At 62.1% G+C, this 16320-nt stretch carries 11 protein-coding genes and 1 pseudogene; 2 read left to right on the forward strand and 10 right to left on the reverse strand.

The features are described 5' to 3' along the window. The first annotated feature begins 5 nt into the window (after window positions 1-5). A complete protein-coding gene (locus VEZ38_RS20145; RefSeq protein ID WP_324896745.1) occupies window positions 6-1091 on the forward strand; it encodes a Gfo/Idh/MocA family oxidoreductase in 1086 nt (361 codons plus the stop codon). Between the two features lie 78 nt (window positions 1092-1169). Here the strand turns inward: VEZ38_RS20145 and VEZ38_RS20150 are convergent, their stop codons facing one another. From VEZ38_RS20150 to VEZ38_RS20180, 7 genes are all read right to left on the reverse strand, one after another. Further along, window positions 1170-1379 (reverse strand): hypothetical protein, encoded by a 210-nt coding sequence (locus VEZ38_RS20150; RefSeq protein WP_324896747.1) that lies wholly within the window; start codon window positions 1377-1379, stop codon window positions 1170-1172. A gap of 16 nt (window positions 1380-1395) precedes the next feature. After that, window positions 1396-2556, reverse strand: coding sequence for a Ger(x)C family spore germination protein (locus VEZ38_RS20155; RefSeq protein WP_324896749.1), 1161 nt, complete (start codon window positions 2554-2556; stop codon window positions 1396-1398). Continuing rightward, window positions 2553-4085 (reverse strand): spore germination protein, encoded by a 1533-nt coding sequence (locus VEZ38_RS20160; RefSeq protein ID WP_324896750.1) that lies wholly within the window; start codon window positions 4083-4085, stop codon window positions 2553-2555. The genes VEZ38_RS20155 and VEZ38_RS20160 overlap by 4 nt, the downstream gene beginning before the upstream one ends. Further along, window positions 4082-5185 carry an endospore germination permease gene (locus VEZ38_RS20165; protein ID WP_324896752.1) on the reverse strand — a complete coding sequence of 368 codons (1104 nt, stop codon included), beginning with the start codon at window positions 5183-5185 and terminating at the stop codon, window positions 4082-4084. Before VEZ38_RS20165 ends, VEZ38_RS20160 begins: the two co-directional genes overlap by 4 nt. A 352-nt stretch (window positions 5186-5537) precedes the next feature. After that, a complete protein-coding gene (locus tag VEZ38_RS20170; RefSeq protein WP_324896754.1) occupies window positions 5538-6617 on the reverse strand; it encodes an S-layer homology domain-containing protein in 1080 nt (359 codons plus the stop codon). A gap of 34 nt (window positions 6618-6651) precedes the next feature. Then, window positions 6652-9999, reverse strand: a complete 3348-nt coding sequence (locus VEZ38_RS20175; RefSeq protein ID WP_324896756.1) for a glycoside hydrolase family 44 protein — start codon at window positions 9997-9999, stop codon at window positions 6652-6654. A gap of 118 nt (window positions 10000-10117) precedes the next feature. Then, window positions 10118-10879: a response regulator transcription factor gene (locus tag VEZ38_RS20180; RefSeq protein ID WP_324896758.1), complete on the reverse strand. Its 762-nt coding sequence runs from the start codon at window positions 10877-10879 to the stop codon at window positions 10118-10120. Window positions 10880-11097: 218 nt separating this feature from the next. Here VEZ38_RS20180 and VEZ38_RS20185 point away from each other — a divergent pair, with 218 nt between their 5' ends. Beyond that, window positions 11098-11598 carry a hypothetical protein gene (locus tag VEZ38_RS20185; protein WP_324896760.1) on the forward strand — a complete coding sequence of 167 codons (501 nt, stop codon included), beginning with the start codon at window positions 11098-11100 and terminating at the stop codon, window positions 11596-11598. A 185-nt stretch (window positions 11599-11783) separates the two neighbouring features. On the opposite strand, the gene VEZ38_RS20190 is transcribed toward VEZ38_RS20185, so the two are convergent. The 3 genes and pseudogenes from VEZ38_RS20190 to VEZ38_RS20200 form a co-directional block, all read right to left on the reverse strand. Then, window positions 11784-13229 (reverse strand): Sapep family Mn(2+)-dependent dipeptidase, encoded by a 1446-nt coding sequence (locus tag VEZ38_RS20190; RefSeq protein ID WP_324896762.1) that lies wholly within the window; start codon window positions 13227-13229, stop codon window positions 11784-11786. An 85-nt stretch (window positions 13230-13314) separates the two neighbouring features. Then, complete coding sequence (locus VEZ38_RS20195; protein WP_324896764.1) at window positions 13315-16032, reverse strand: alpha-L-rhamnosidase; 2718 nt, start codon at window positions 16030-16032, stop codon at window positions 13315-13317. A gap of 84 nt (window positions 16033-16116) precedes the next feature. Then, window positions 16117-16320 (reverse strand): annotated as a pseudogene (locus VEZ38_RS20200) (alpha-glucosidase/alpha-galactosidase); the annotation flags it as partial.

A 16320-nucleotide genomic window follows, 5' to 3' on the forward strand; every position in this document is an offset into this window, starting at 1 on the left:
TAATCATGGCAAAGACGTATCGCATCGCAATCGTAGGCTGCGGCGGCATCGCGAACGGCAAGCATATGCCGAGCCTCAGCAAACTGAACAACGTCGAGATGGTCGCGTTCTGCGACATCGTGCCGGAGCGCGCGCAGCAGGCCGCCGAGAAATACGGCGCGGAAGGCGCGAAGACGTATACGGATTATACCGAAGTGCTGAAAGACGCCTCCATCGATATCGTGCACGTCTGCACGCCGAACGACTCCCATGCGGAGATCGCGATCGCGGCGCTTGAAGCGGGCAAGCACGTCATGAGCGAGAAGCCGATGGCGAAGACGGCGGCCGACGCCGCGCGCATGGTCGAAGCGGCGAAGCGTACGGGCAAGAAGCTGACGGTCGGCTACAACAACCGATTCCGCCCGGACAGCCAGCATCTGAAGAAGCTCTGCGAGGAAGGCGAGCTCGGCGAAATTTACTTCGCGAAAGCGCATGCGATCCGCCGCCGCGCGGTGCCGACATGGGGCGTATTCCTCGACGAGGAAAAGCAAGGCGGCGGCCCGCTGATCGATATCGGCACGCACGCGCTCGACCTGACGCTGTGGATGATGAACAACTACAAGCCGAAGGTCGTGCTCGGCACGTCCTACCACAAGCTGTCCCAGAAGGAAAACGCCGCGAACGCTTGGGGTCCGTGGGATCCGAAGAAATTCACGGTCGAAGACTCCGCGTTCGGCATGATCGTTATGGAGAACGGCGCGACGATCTCGCTTGAGTCGAGCTGGGCGCTGAACACGCTGGACGTCGACGAGGCGAAATGCACGCTGTGCGGTACGGAAGGCGGCGCGGACATGAAGGGCGGGCTTCGCATTAACGGCGAGAAGCACAGCCGTTTATTCCAAACCGAAGTGAACTTGAAGTCCGGCGGCGTAGCGTTCTACGACGGCAAGACGGAAAGCGAAGCGGACGTCGAGATGAGAATGTGGATTCAGGCGATCGACGAGGATAAAGACCCGGTCGTCACGCCGGAGCAAGCGTTCGTCGTCTCGCAGATCCTCGAAGCGATCTACGAGTCCGCGCGCACGGGACAAGCCGTGTACTTGAACCAATAAGCGCTGCGCAAGCACAGGGAGCCTCCCTCGTCGAACACGACGAGAGCGGCTCTCTTTCGCGTTGCGCGCCCCCGCGCATTACATGCCGAACCATCCAAATACGTCCGTGATCGTCCGATTCGCGCTCCACAGCGGTACGCGGAGCACTTGCAGCTCGCTTAAGACGAGCGCGAGCAAAAAGATGGCGCCGTAGACGATCCACGATTTCGCGCTGCGTCGCCGCAGCAGCGCCGGCACGTCCAACGCCGCGATCGCGGCGAACAACAGCAAGAGTCCTGCCGTTAGCATCGTTATCCGTCTCCTCTCACTCGATTTTATTGATCGTCGGGTCGATGACGAGTCCCGTCCGGCGCACGTTGGCATTAATGTCGGTCTTGATCCGAACGTCCTTCAGCTTCTCGTCCCAGCGCGACTCCAACGATTTCCAAGCCGCGGGATCCCGCCGGTGGAGCTCCCGCCCGATGCCGTACACGTCGGATTGCTTCTCGGCTGCTCGCTCGAACATAGTTCTCAACATTTTCTCGATTTTTTCGGCGATCCGACGCTCGACGCGAGAGAGCGCCGCTTCGTCAAGCAAGTCCTCCTTGCACGTCTGATCGAGCAAATTGCCCTCCACGAAGATGTCGAACGAGGCGGTGACATCCCCTCCCTGCTCCTTAACGCGCATGCGGCTGTCGAAATCCGTGATTTGGTAAGTAAAGCGGCCTTCGCTCTCGCGCGGACAGGCTGCCCGGATCGTTGCGTTCGCATACGTATTGCTCGCGATGGCGAGCCCGTGCACCGCCTCGTTCGTAATATAGCCGGCCAGCTTGTCGCCGTCGAAGAACGCCGCGCCGGACAGTTCGAACGTTTCGACCCTGCCCCGGATCTCTTCCGGATCGATGACGTCCATCGCGACGTCGACGCCCGGCGTCGCTAGGAGCGTCGTCAGCGTCCTCAGCGTCAGCTGTCTTGCCGGCAGCTGCCGAATTTGGGCGTTGCCGAGCAGGTCGGCCATCGCCTTCGAAGAGATCGAGCCGAGCTCGATCTTCTTGTTCAAAATATCGGCCGCCTTGCCTCGCGTCACGACGACGAAAGTGCCGGAGCGGCTGTCGCGGCTCTTCTCGAACCAGGTGATGGCGGGCGCGATGCCTTCCTTCGCGAGCTGCTCCCCGAAGATGACGATCTGCAAATGCGGCCAATACAGCCGCCTCGGAGACACCCGGTTCAGCTCCGAGATCGCGTCGAGGAACGTGTCCCCCGCCGCCGTCACGCTCCAGGTCGGAAGTTCGGAGCCGCCGGCTCCCGCCGCCGTCCCCGAAGGCACCGGCTTGATGACCTGCGCCGTGACGACGAACCGGTCCTGCTCCCCCGCGTCGATGCCGACGCCGAGCACGACGGCGACCTCGTTGAGCTCTTTCCGGTCCCAGCAGCCCGGAAGCAGCGCCAGCGCCAGCAGCACGGCCACCGCCCTCCGAAGCCTCATCCGCCCTCCCCTCCGTCGCTCCGATTCCACTTCTGCGGCCGTGCGAACCGCTTCCGGTCCGCCGTCACCTCCGCCGGGCGGTATTGCATCGCCCACCACGGCACGCGAACCAGCAAATCCCTCCAGCTCTTGCGGTGGAACGGGGCGATCGGGGACATGTACGGAACGCCGAAGGATCGAAGCGTATTGAGATGGACGATGATGAAGATCAAGCCGAAGAAGAAGCCGAACGAGCCGATGAACGCGGTAAGAAACAGCATCGCGAAACGAAGCATGCGGGAAGCGATGGCGAAGCCGTAGGAGGGCGTCGTGAATGAGGCGATGGCCGTCGCCGACACCGCGATGACCGTACCCGGGCCGATGAGCGACGCTTCGACCGCGGCTTGCCCGAGCACGAGGCCGCCGACGATCGACACCGCCGAACCGATCGTCTTCGGCAGCCGGATCCCCGCCTCCCGGAGCACCTCGAACGTAAGCTCCATGAGGAGCACCTCCGTCGCGATGCCGAACGGCACCCCCTCGCGTTGGCCCGTCAGCGCGATCAAGAGCGTCGTCGGAATCATCTCCTGATGGAACGTAAGCAGCGCGACGTAAAACGAAGGCAGCAGAAACGAAATAAAGAACGTGACCGTGCGAAGCGTCTTCAGCAGCGACGCGATGTCGAACCGCTGATAATAATCCTCGTTGGAATACAGAAACATCGTAATGGTGGCCGGCACGACGAGCGCGACGGGCGTTCCGTCCGTCAGGATGGCGATCCGCCCTTCGAGCAAAGCGGCCGCGACCCGGTCCGGCCGTTCGGTGTTAAAGACGGTCGGGAACGGGGAATACACCGGATCCTCGATAAACTCCTCGATCACCTGCGATTCGACGACGCCGTCGATGTCGATTTTCCCGATCCGGCTTCGGACCTCTTCCAAAATGTCCGCTTTCGCCAGTCCGTCGATATACACGATCGACAGAGGCGTTCGGGATACGGAACCGACAAGCACGTTCTCGAAACGCAGACGCGGCGTGTACAGCCTTCTCCGAAGCAAGCCCATATTCGTCAGGAGCGATTCGTTGAACGCTTCCCGAGGGCCGCGCACGACGGCCTCGGAGGACGGCTCCGTTACGGATCGGCGCTGCCCTCCGTCGGTCGACGCGATCCACGCCTCCCGGAGGCCGTCGACGAAGACGACGGTGCCTCCGGCCAGCAGCCGCTTGGAGGCTTCTTCGATCGTTTGCGCCGAGAACAGTCCGTGGGTCGACAGCTCTGCGGCCGGCGCGTCCCAGGAGCGCTCGGTCATCGTCTGCAGCTTCGCGATGACGAATTGATCGACGACCGCCTTGTCGACCAAGCTGTCGAAGTAAAACACGATCGCCGTCCGGCTGCCCCCCGCGATCGGCACGCTGCGTTCGCCTAAGTCGTCGGTCCGCCCGAAGCGCGTCTTCAGCGCCCCCGCATTCTGTTCCGCGCGCTCGCCGACAGGCGTCGACCGTTCTTCGTCGGATTCGTCCCGATACAGGGGATTCCCGGTTTCGTTCATCCGGCCGCCCTCCTTTCCTTCTTCGTCCAACGCCTCAGCTGCGCGAACAGCAGCAGCCCCGCCGGAAGAACGAGCCCGACAAGAGCGGCGTAGAACGGATAGACGTTCTGGAGAAAGCTGTAGATGTCCATAAAGCTGTCGCCGAGCATCAGCGAGAAGATGACGAGCAGCGCCCCCGTCGGCGCGACAAGAAACCGGTAGTCGTCCAGCCGCAGCAGCTTCGCGACGCCGACGGTAACGGCATAAAGGTATAAGGATATTTTCGAAAAGGAGCCGAGGCTCCAAAGGAAAATCGCCAAGATATCCAATCGCTGCAGCCCGGATATTTGAATATCCCGCAGCATCTGATAGGTCGGAAAGCTCAGCCCCATGCTCCGCTCCCCGCCGAACACCGCGACGGGGCCCGTGACCGGGCCGATAAACATGACGAGCAGGATGCCCATCGTGACGACGCTCCACTTCCGCAGCTTCGCCGGCTCGGCGACGTTCGGGAATACCATGCCCAGAACGAGGAAGGAGCTGTACAACGCGATCAAGTTCAACGCGCCCATGAGCACCGGCTCCGCCCCCCGCTCGAGAATCGGGAGAAAATTCGCATAATCCTTCTCCTTATGCGTGAGCATCGAAGCGAGAAGGCCGATCGGGATCATGATCGATAAGAAGAGTACGTTGGTTCGCGCCAAAACCTCCAGTCCGCCTCTTACGGCATATCCCGCCAACACGACGATGGCCGCGAAATACACGAGGATCGGCGTGCGCGGCGTAATCGCCGCCGTGAAAAACTCCCCGAACCCGCGAATCGATAGCGCGGCGTCGTGGAAGAAGTAAAATAAAAAGACGCAAGCGAGCGCCGTGCCGACCCATCTTCCGGCAATGGAGCGCACGTATTCGACGAGCGACTGGTTCGGGTACAGCTTCGAGAACGATGCGACCATGTAACCGACGAACAGAGCAGGCGCCGCCGCGGCCGCGAGCGCGATCCAGCAATCGCGTCCGGCGTGGTTCAGCACGACCGGAATAAACAACAGGTGACCCGTTACGGTAATACTGGAAATGCCGAGCGTGAGCGCCTGAACCTTAGAAATATGTACAGTCTTCATGTTGGGCTCCCACCGATGGTTTTGAAATATAATGTAAACCAATTTTTAAAAAACATGCGCCGACCTTCCGGCGGATCGGGAGGATTTTCCTCCCAACACGCCGAAAGTATCAGCATGCAAATCGTCCTTAAGACCTAGAGTTGCGATCGGAGTGACCTATCACCGACAACAGCGTTCGCCATCGTCTTCGCGCAAAGCTTCTGGTCTCGTCCAACGTAAGCGGGGCGCTTCCGTCCTGCAACGAACGCCGGCTCCCGCCGCACAGTTCTACTAGGCGCAATGCACATCCAACGAAAGAACGCCGCACCGGTTCGACCGGTGCGGCGTTCTTGCTTTCCTGAGTTGTCGGGTCTTACGATTCGAAGAGCGTAAAGTGGACGATGAGCTGGCCGGGATTCGCATCCCGCACGACGGTAATCAGCTGCCCCCCGATTTTGAGCGCCGCGTTGTTCCCGCTTTCCCGCACGCGCTTTAGCGTATCCAAGAACACGTCGCGATCGACCGACGCCCCCGCGTACGCGAGCAGCGCATGCGCCGAGGCGGTCACCACTGCGTTGCCGTCGTCCAATACGTGGATCGATCCGACCCGCTCGTCGCTTCGCGTCAACACCGCGCCTCCTCCGGTGCGATTCGGATGCGCGACGACGAGTCCTTGCCCCGTCTCCGACATGGCGACGCCAAGACTCGAGAGCGCCGCGTCGAGCCGGCTTTCCCGCGCTTCCTCGTCGTCGGTCGTGCGGACCGGCGCATCGGGCCGCTGCCCGTTCCCGCCGTTGCCCGGGTTTCCGCCGTTGCCGACGACGACGATTGGCGGAGGCGTCTGCGGCTCCTTCTCCTCAACCGTCTGCTCCTCCTTCGCGGCCAGCAGCTCCCGGTGCGACTCGACCCGGCGGACGAACGCGACCGCCTCCGCCCGGGTCATCTGCCCGTCGATATCGTACCCTTCTACAGTCGGAGCGGTCCGGCCGTTGGAAATGTTCGCCTCGAGCACGAATTTCACGGCGTCCACGCGGCCGAGCCGATGCCCGAAGGACGCGGCGATGATGCGCGCGGCGTTCCCGCGGGTGATCGGCGCTTCCGCGCGCGACAGCGCGACCGGATACGCCGATTCCGCGGCTTTCTCATAATAAGGGGCGTACCAAGCTTCCGCCGGAGCCGCTTTGCGGACCGCCGCCTCTTCCTTGGCCCGCAGCAGCATCGCAAGAAATTCCGCTTCCGTCGGCTTCGCATCCGGGCGGAACGTGCCGTCGCCGTACCCCGAGACGATGCCGCGCTCGATCGCCCAAGAGACGTTCGCGGCGTACCATGCGCCGGACGGCACGTCGGCGAACGCAGACCGCTCCGCAGCCGACGCGCCGGGCCCGGCGCCGACGGTCAGGAGCAGCGCGAGCAGCGCCGCCGCGAACCGCGGCGGGAATGGAGTGATTCTCATAGCGCACCTTCCTCTCGTATCCATCCCTTGGCCGCTACGGCTTCGCCACGATCAGCGTCGCCGAACGAGCCGGCGCCGCGATCGTCGTCTCGCCGCCGATCGCGATCGTCTCGACGAATCCGAGGCGGTTCGTCGCATCGAAGCGGTACACGTCGCCCGTCGCAGGGGAAGCGCCGCCGACGGTCAACCGAACCGACTTCGGCGCCGTGTCTTTATTAAACAACAAGATATAAAGCTTCCCGTCGTCGCCATGAATCGCATAAGCCCCGACGAGGTCGACGTCCGAGCTGTTCGCCAGAACGCTGTCGCCCTCGATCTTGCCGCCCTGCCCGTCGTAATCGAGATAGAGCTTAAAGGCGTCTTCGACCGGCGTGTTCTCGAGGGGCTGACCCCAGCGCGTCGCAAGATCGACGCCTTCGCGCCCGAAGATGGCCAGCGCTTCGGCTTGCGCTAAGCCGCTGCTGATGCCGCGCCCGTTGCCGAAGTTGTACTCGGTGATCGCGAGCTTCGTGCCGGGCGCGTTTTCCGCGATCAGCTGTTTCATGCGCGGGATAAGGTTTACCGGTTCCCAGATCCAAGACGAGCTGTCCCGGAATTCCGGGTCGTACAGCGACTTGAGCGAGCGGAGTCTGCGCGCGGACACCGCCTTCGATTCGTCCTCGGAAATCGAGACGCCCGATTCCGCCGGATAGTAATGAATATCCAAATAATCGATCAACCGAATGCCGGTATCGGCTTCGTAGGCGGCGACCTTTTCCAAATACCACTCAAGGAAAGGCTTTCCTTCCTGCGCGGTGCGGAAGTCTTCGCCCGGCGCGCAGCCGTCCTTCGCGGAGTACAGGTACGCGCACCAGCCCCAGACGACCGGCCCGAAAATTTGCCCGTCCGGATCCGTCTCCTTAATCGCCTTGCCGTACGCCTCGGTGTACGCCCAAATTTCCGACGACGTCGTCATCTCCGGATGGACGTCGCGGTGCGTATACGGCCACAGCATCGGCTCGTTGTCGAGCGCGTAGTAATTCACCTTATCGCCGACGCGGCTTTGAATGTGCTCGATCCACCGCTGCACGAACTCCGGTCCGATCTCCTTCGAAGTGTCTTGCGGATCGTTATTCGTGATCGGCGTACCGTCGGTTCGGATGCCGTTGCCGGCGTCGGGGTTGCACCACCAGCCGCCGTATGCGCATTCCGTCTGCTGCTGCTCGCCGTATTTTTCGACCGAGAATCCGACGTTCACGCTGCGATCCTTCGGCGTCCAGCCGATCGTCGGCACCTGCAGCAGCACCTTACCGCCGTTCGCCAGCGTATCGTCGATAAATTGGTCGCTGCGCGAGCCGTGCGGCAGCGTCTCGTTCGGCGCATTTTCCTTCGGCAGGTTCATAAAAAACCAGTCGGAGGCATGGTTTTGCACGTTCAGCTCCCAGTTGTACCGCGTGACGGCGTTGCCGCCCCAGCGGACGACGGGATAAGCGTCCAGCGGCGATACGTCCTCCGGCTCGATCTCTTCGTAATTCACGCCATAAATGTCCGGATTTACCGGCTTGCGGTTCATGTTCGTATCGATTGCGACCGTAACCTCGGTCACCTCCGGCACCGGGCTCTCGAGCCGGTCCTTATACCGGAGCAGCTTCACGTCGTCGATGTACGCGGGCGCTTGCACGTCCGGATCCCATGCCTGGAACACGATCGCGTTAAAGTAGCCGTCGACGATGCCCATGTCGCCGAAGCGGACCGTCACTTTCTGCCATTCATTCGGTTTTAGGCCTTCGGGCAGCACATCGTCGAGCACGACGGAGCCGAGGATCGAATTCATATCCTGCACGACGAACCGGAGGCTCTGACCGCCCGGCGCCGCGCCGCCGTTCACCCAGAACTCGAATCCGTAATAGTCTTGGACGAGCTCGCTCTCGTCGCGATTGAAGTAGACGCCCTGCCACCAGCGCGGAACAAACTCGATGGCGCGGTCGCCGCTGCGAACGAATTCCCCGCTGTAGCCAAGGTTCCGCTCCGCCCAGCTCCAGTCGTCGTAGAGTGGCATGTTCAGCGCATCGTCGTAAATCGTCTCCGGCACGACCTCGATGACTTGAATGGCGAGCGACGCGGTCAGCGCCTCGAAGGTCGCGGTCACGATCGCCTCGCCCTTGGAGAGCGCCGTGATCGAGCCGTTCCCGTCCACGCTGACGACGTCCGGAGCGCTCGACGCCCAATACACGTTCTGCGTCACCGTCTCGGCGTAGCCGTTGTCGTAGGTCGCCGTCAAGATCGGCGTCTCGTGATTGCCGGCGTACATCAGGAGCTCCTCCGTCGCGAAGCCGATCGATTCGAGATGCGGCTGCTCGTACGTCCGCTTCACGAACGAGATATCGTCCAAATAAAAGGACGGCTGCGATTGCATGTTCTTGCCGACGAACAGCAAGCCGTCGATCAAGTCGTTCGGAATCGGAAGCGACTCGAGGGGCACGGATACCTTCCTCCACTCGCCGTCCGTTTCGGTCGAGGCGTCGAGATAAGCGTTCAAGTCGACGGTCAGAACGTCTACCCCGCCCGCCTTAAATATGAGATCCAGCGACTGCCCGCCCGTCGGGCCGCCGTGATACCAGAACTCCAGCTTAATGTATTCCGTCGTGCGAATCGCCCCGGGCGGCGTCTCGCGGTACAAATAGAGGCCTAGGTCCCCGGTCGGATCGACGCGGAGCGAATGCGGGGCGGAACGCGCGTAGGCGGTCTCGCTTTCCTCGTATCGGCCGAACGCGAGGAAGCCGTCCTTCACTTCGTTATCGTACGCGACGATTTGCTCGCGAATCGGCGAAGGCGGCTTCTCCGAGCCGGTCACCGGGCGAAGCGTCAGCTTGATTTCGTCCACGTAGATGTCTGCCTGCGTTCCTTTCGTCGCGTCGACGAGCAAGACGCCGTCGAATAAGTCGTTCGGCATCTTCAGCGAAGGCAAGAAAATCTGCACCTTCTGCCAGTCGCCCGCCAGCGGCTGGCCGGCCTCGAGGTAGTCGTTCAAGGCGACCGCGGCGACCTGTTTTCCCCCGGCTTGGAAGATGACGTTCAGCGCCTGTCCGCCGGCCGAGCCCCCGTGCACGTAAAATTCCAAAGTATTGTATTGCTTGGTTAAGAAATACTGCGTGCTGTATAAATACAGCGCGTCGCCCATACTTGGGTTAAAGCGGATGGAGAAGCTGCCGGAACGCTTGATCCCGGTTTCCGTCAGCGTACGTTCGGCCCAGCTATGGTCGATGATGCCCTCCCCGAGCTGGTCGTCGAACAGGATGCGCGCCTCGGCCGTCTCCGCGCGGGCGCCGTCGGGGAAGAACGGCGTCAATAGCCCGATGCATAAAGCGACAATCAGCGTTACGGCGAATGACTTTCTAAACATGTTTTGCCTCCCGGTGTAGTGTAGTTTCCCTTCACTACAGTTAACGACGGCGCGGGGGCGGATCGATATGTCGGGATGTCAAGATCGATGTCGGAATCTTAAGGAATTGCGCGAACGCTCATCGCTTTAACGTCTGGTAGGCTTTCGGCGTCATGCCGACCGCCCTTCGAAACTCCGTGATAAAATGCTGTGCGCTGCGATAGCCGACGGCTTCCGCGATTTCATAAATCTTCATCGGCGTCGACGACAGCAGCTCCTTCGCGCGGCGCATCCGCGCCTGGAGGATCGTCTCGCTCAAATTTCTGCCCGACGTCTCTTTATACACCTTCGACAAGTATACCGGGTGAAGATGGACGTGCGCGGCGATCGCGGCCAGCGTCAGGTCTTCCCCGATATGCGTGTCTACGTAGGAATCTACCGCTTCAACGATTTTCCCGTAATGCGCCCCGCGTTCCGGCGCTTCCTCCACCGGCTCCGGGATTTCGGGCCCGCCGACGTCCGGCGCCGCGTTCCGTTCCGCAAGCAGCGAGCGCAGGCACGCGGACAGCTCGTCCGTACGGACGGGCTTAAGCAAATAACGGTATGCTCGCAGCTCGACCGCCTTCACGGCGTATTCGAATTCCGCATGCCCCGTGAGCAAAATGCTTTCGAGGCGCGGGCGCTCCCGCCGAGCCGCTTCGATTAACTCGATGCCGCTCATGCCGGGCATGCGAATGTCGGCGATGAGCACGTCGATCCTCTCGCGCCGGATCGCCTCGAGCGCTTCGGTGCCGGAATGGGCGCCGAAGACGCCGGATATGCCGAGCTCCTGCCACGGCATGTCCGCGATGAGCCATTCGACAAGATGCTTATGATCGTCAACGATCAGCACGGAAACCATAGGTCGTCCACCTTTTGCCGCCGTCGCGCCCGCCGCATTCGGACGGGCGACGGCCTTCGCTTTCGACTACCATTTCGACGCCGGCGCCGCATTCCCTTCCCCGCCGGAAGTCCAGTTTCGGCTCGCACCGCGGATGGGAGACGAACGCGCGTGTATGCGGTACGATATGGAAAACGCTTCGCCGAACGATCAACACTGTCGAAAGAGGGATTCGGAATATGAACATGAAAAGCATTTTCGGAGCGCTGCTGCTCCTGATCGGCGCCTTTCTCTTCATGAATCAAGGGGAGCGCTTCGATGCGGCGATGATATTCGAATATTTCTGGCCTTCGATCTTCGTCATCCCGCTCGGCTTGTTTTTCCATTGGCTGTATTTCGGCGTCACCGGGCGCAAGGGCGTCGGCGTGCTCGTGCCCGGGGGCATCCTGCTGACGGTCGGCGTCGTATGTCAGCTGTCCATGCTGTACGACCTCTGGCATATGATGTGGCCTGGCTTTATTTTCGCCGTCGCGGTCGGGCTTTTCGAACTGTATTGGTTCGGCGGCCGAAACCGCTGGCTGCTGGTTCCGATCAACATCTTGACCGTCATTTCTTTGCTGTTTTTCGCGGTGTTTTCGCTCGGCTCGCTGCTGTCGTATTTGTCCGGCCGCCCGTACATCGCGATCGCCATGATCGTAACCGGCGCGGTCGTGCTGATGAGCCGTAAGAAGCAGGCTTAACCGAACGGCGCCGAACTCGACGCGGCTCGGTCGCCAGATGCTTCGGCGAAGCCGCGTCGATTCGGCGCGTCCGATGTCGAATCGCGCGCCTTCCCGGGAAATCCCGCGGCGAACGCATGAAAAACCCGCCCATGCGCGTCGTTCGCGCCGGGGCGGGTTCCGTTCGTATTCCATTGCGTGTTCGGTCAGCCGTCCCGCCGCTGCAGCTCGTACAGCGCCTGCGTGCAAATGCGCCCGTGCAGCATCAGATCCGCGATCGAGGCGGTTTCGTCCGGCTGGTGCGCGCCCGGTCCGTGGTTGCGCCCGGGGAAGCCCGCCCCGAAGGCGACGCCCCGGCCCTGCAGCTTCCTCGCGTACGTCCCCCCTCCGATCGAGAGCAGCTTCGCCGGCTCCTCCATCACGGCCTCGTAGGCGCCTCCCAGCTTGACGAGCAGCGGGTGCGATTCCGGCACGTACAGCGGCGGCATATGCCGCTCCACGGCCGCCTGCAGACCGTGCGACTCGCACCGGGAACGGAAGGCGTCGAACACAGCGGCCCCGTCGCTCGTCACCGGATAGCGCACATTGAGCGCCGCGTAGGCAGGTTCGGCTTGCTCGCCGTCCCACCCGGCCTTCATCACGCCGAGATTGACGGTCAATCGTCCATGGGTCGGATCGGCGGCGGCGAGTCCGAGCGTCTCTCCGAACGCTTCGTGGCCGATGCGCGAGTGGACGAACGCCAAGAGCGGCGACGAGGCCAACGTGTCCGGCAGCGCGTCCGCCATAAACTCCAGCATGCGGGCCACCGCGTTGATCCCGGACGGCGGGTAGGAGCCATGGCCGAGCTTGCCTCGCATCGACAGACGCACATGCCCTTCCGACGACTCCCGCTCCACTGCCACATGCGGATGCGTTGCGGCCGCAGCCAGCAGCCTCTCGCGAGCGTGACGCTGAAACTGGCCGCCGTCGAACCGAAGCTCCAGCGAGCAGCGATCCGGAACGACGTTCGCCGCATCGCCGCCGGCAAGCCGCCAAGAGGCCGCCTCGCGCGACGGCCGCTCATCCCCGCGCCCGCGCACAGTCAAGACATAATACCCCTTCTCCGCATGGATGATCGGATAAGCCGCGTCAGGCGCAAAGGCGTATTTCGGCGGCGGCTCCTTGGCGAAATAGTAGTCCATATCGCTCATGCCGCTTTCCTCGTCGGTTCCGAGGATGATCCGAATTTTCGTCTCCGGCATGAGAATCGCGTCTCGCAGCGCCGCCAGCGCATACAGCGCGACGACCGCCGGCCCCTTGTTATCCGATGCGCCGCGACCGATCAGGAGACCGTCCCGTACGACGCCTCCGAACGGATCGACGGTCCAGCCGTCGCCCGCGTCGACCGTATCCAGATGGACAAGGACGCCGACATACTCGTCGCCTTCCCCGAATTCGATATGACCCGCATAGCCGTCCAAGTTCGTAGAACGGAACCCCAGCCGCTCTCCAAGCGACAGCATGTACTGCAGCGCCCGGTCGACGCCGGCTCCGTACGGCTTGCCAGGCTCCGCCGGTCCCTTCACGCTGCGGATGGCGATGAGCCGCAGCGCCTCTTCGACAATATCCGTCTCATACTTTAGAATCGTCCGCGCCGGCCAAACCTCTTTCAACTCCGCCACCTGCTTTTCCAGGAACTTAGTGAAAAACCCTCCATCCCATCGGCGGGATTCTTCGAATCGGGCGACGCACGCAACGCTACGCCCGCACCGTAAACCGATATGTGCCCGCGGATGCCTCCAGGACGAGCGCGTCCGATTCCCGCCCGGCGAGCGTTAAGCCTTCCGTCTCCGCGATCGGAACGCCGCCTTCGCGAACGTCGCTGTCCGGGGCAAACAACGGAAGGCGCACCGTCGCTTGCGTATTCGCCGGCACCGTGACGACCAGGTCATAAGACTTCTCGTTCGGCATGCCGCCCCGGTCCCACCTTACGGCGATCTTGCCGTACTTGGAATCGTAGGAAGCGTGGACGAATTCGAGCTTGTCCGTCAATACCGGACGAATAAGAAAACGCTGGAATCCGATCTTCCCCGGAGTGAGGTCGATGCCCGCCATATAACGGAACATCCACTCCCCGACGGAACCGAGCGCATAGTGGTTAAACGAGTTCATGCCGGGGCTCTGGAACCCTTTGTGCTCGGTCCAGCCGTCCCAACGCTCCCAGATCGTCGTGGCGCCATGGCGGATGCTGTACAGCCAAGACGGATACGACGTCTGCAGCAGCAGCCGGTAGGCGATGTCGGCATGCCCGTATTCCGTCAGGATCGGCAGCAAATACTTAATGCCGTGAAAGCCAGTCGTCATATGGTAGTCGTTCTTCACGATCTTGTCGACGAGATGCCGGACGGCGAGCGGCTCTTGCTCCGGCGTCAGCAGCTTCATCCACAGCGCGAAGACGTAGCACGATTGCGCATGCCCGCGAATAGTCCCGTCCGCTTCGACGTACGCGCCGCGGAACGCCTCTTTAATGTTCTCGCTCAGCTCGGCATAATGTCGAGCGCGGTCCTCGCGGCCGAGCACGCCGGCGATGTCCGCCGCGAGCGCCGCCGTATAGGCGTAATACGCCGTGGCGAACACGTCGAGCGGCATCGTACTGAGGGCGTTCGTCTTGCCCGGAAACTTCGATTCATTTTCTAAGGTATCTTCGTCATGCAAGCTCAGCCAATCGCCGAACTGCGGGTGAATGTCGCGGATATGCTCCGGATGAAGGTCCTCGTTGTGCCGGATCCACTTCTCGATCGCCTCGAAGTTTTCCTCGAGCACCCGTACGTCGCCGTACACCTGATACATATGCCACGGAACGATGACGATCGCGTCCGCCCAGCCGGCCGAGCCGACATGCGGGTAATGAATCGGCTTCTCGATCCACGGAGCGAAGTCGGTAATCGCGCCGGACTTCTGCTGATTGTCGCGCAGATCGCGCAGCCACTTCAAGAAGAACGTCGACACGTCCATCGCGTACGTCGCCGTGCGGCAGAAGATTTGCGCGTCCCCGGTCCAGCCGTGCCGCTCGGAACGCTGCGGGCAATCGGTAGGAACGCTTAGGAAGTTGTCGCGCTGCGTCCAGACGATGTTGCTCCACAGCTGGTTGACCATCGCGTCGGATGTCGTCAGCTCGCCCGTCAGCGGTAAATTCGTATGCACGACGACCCCGACGAGGTCGGCCTCGGTCAGCGGGCGCGAGACGCCCGAAACCTCGACGTAGCGGAAGCCGTGGAACGTGAAGCGCGGCTCGTACCAGACCGGCTTGCCGTTGCTGACATACGTGTCCGTCTGCTTCGCGTCCCGCAGGTTTTCGGTATACAGGTCGCCGTTCTCCAGCACCTCCGCATGGCGAACGACCACCTTCGCGTCCGCCGCCTCTTCGATGCGCAGCTTCACCCAACCGACCATATTTTGGCCTATATCGAAAATGTACCTTCCCTCGCCGCGCTCCGTCACGGAGATCGGCAAGCGTTCTTCGATCGGCTGTACGGTCGCCGTCGGCATGGACGTCAGCCAGCCGCGGAAGTCGAAGAAGATGTCGACGTCGCCCCAGCCTGCTTCCGACCCGTGTGCCGTGTCCCAGCCCGGCTGCTCGAGCCGCGCGTCGTATGCGGTGCCCATCTGGATATCGGACGCCGTAATCGGCCCGAGCGAGCTCTTCCACGACTTGTCGGAAACGATCGACTCGCGGGTGCCATCCGCATACTCGATGATCAGCTGCAGGAAGAAGGAAGCGTCCTTGCCGTAGTTTTCAAAGCCGTACATCCCGACGTAACCGGAATACCAGCCCGGAGCGAGAACCGCGCCGAGGGCGTTCGCGCCGGAAGTCAGCTTCTCCGTCACGTCGTACGCTTGGTATTGCACCCGCACCTTGTAGTCCGTCCACTCCGGCGAGAGGATGTCCTTGCCGATCTCTTCCCCGTTCACATGGAAGCGGTACAAGCCGCGAGCGGTCGTATACGCGTAAGCGCGCTTGATCGGCTTGTCCGCCGAGAAGGTCTTCCGCAAGTAGACCGCAGGCTTCTGCTGTTCGAAATTGACGGCCATCGGAATTTTCTTCCCGATCCATCTCCCTTTCCATTCGGTGAAACGGAACAGCCCCGTGCTCCAATGCTCGACGGGGCTGTCCAGCGCTTCTCCGAGCTCATTCCACACGCGCACCTGCCAATAATAATCGCGGTTCGATTGCAGCTTCGCGCCGGCAAATGCAAGGTTGACGCTTTCGTCGCTGTCGACGCGTCCGGAATCCCATACGTCCGTCTCGTCTTCCTTCAGCCTTGCGGGGGACGTCGCTACCCTTATCCGGTACGCGATCTGCCGCGCGCCCCGGCGATCCGACGCCATGCGCCAGCCGAACCTAGGCTTCTTTACGTCGAGCCCGAGCGGGCGATGCATCGATTCGACCTGCATCCCTGCGATTTGATCTCTCATGTCCCGTTCCTCTCTTGTCGTAAGTCACGCTTCGCGCGCGAAGAGCCTCGCCGACGGTCGTCGGCGGGGCTGTTTGTCAGCGTTCTATGGTTTTGCGACAGCGCGGTCCTGTCCCTTGTCGGACTCGGCGGCGTTCTTGTTGGCCGCCTCGCGGTCGAGCCTCATTTCCTCGACCGACTTCACGGCGAGGCGCGCCGCGCCCTTGTAGCCTTCCCGCGTAGGCACGAGCGGCCCGTTCGCGAGGCGCTCCTTCGCCGCCGCGATCGCGGCGCCGTATTGCGGCAGCCA

Origin of the sequence: Paenibacillus sp., from assembly GCF_035645235.1 — a bacterium.
GTDB lineage: Bacteria > Bacillota > Bacilli > Paenibacillales > YIM-B00363 > Paenibacillus_AE.

Bases quoted from the DNA above. Each gene is read 5' to 3' on its own strand.
- VEZ38_RS20195 (WP_324896764.1), bottom strand. From the start codon at position 16,032: ATGAGAGATCAAATCGCAGGGATGCAGGTCGAATCGATGCATCGCCCG.
- VEZ38_RS20145 (WP_324896745.1), top strand. From the start codon at position 6: ATGGCAAAGACGTATCGCATCGCAATCGTAGGCTGCGGCGGCATCGCG.
- VEZ38_RS20170 (WP_324896754.1), bottom strand. From the start codon at position 6,617: ATGAGAATCACTCCATTCCCGCCGCGGTTCGCGGCGGCGCTGCTCGCG.
- VEZ38_RS20165 (WP_324896752.1), bottom strand. From the start codon at position 5,185: ATGAAGACTGTACATATTTCTAAGGTTCAGGCGCTCACGCTCGGCATT.
- VEZ38_RS20175 (WP_324896756.1), bottom strand. From the start codon at position 9,999: ATGTTTAGAAAGTCATTCGCCGTAACGCTGATTGTCGCTTTATGCATC.
- VEZ38_RS20180 (WP_324896758.1), bottom strand. From the start codon at position 10,879: ATGGTTTCCGTGCTGATCGTTGACGATCATAAGCATCTTGTCGAATGG.
- VEZ38_RS20155 (WP_324896749.1), bottom strand. From the start codon at position 2,556: ATGAGGCTTCGGAGGGCGGTGGCCGTGCTGCTGGCGCTGGCGCTGCTT.
- VEZ38_RS20185 (WP_324896760.1), top strand. From the start codon at position 11,098: ATGAACATGAAAAGCATTTTCGGAGCGCTGCTGCTCCTGATCGGCGCC.
- VEZ38_RS20150 (WP_324896747.1), bottom strand. From the start codon at position 1,379: ATGCTAACGGCAGGACTCTTGCTGTTGTTCGCCGCGATCGCGGCGTTG.
- VEZ38_RS20160 (WP_324896750.1), bottom strand. From the start codon at position 4,085: ATGAACGAAACCGGGAATCCCCTGTATCGGGACGAATCCGACGAAGAA.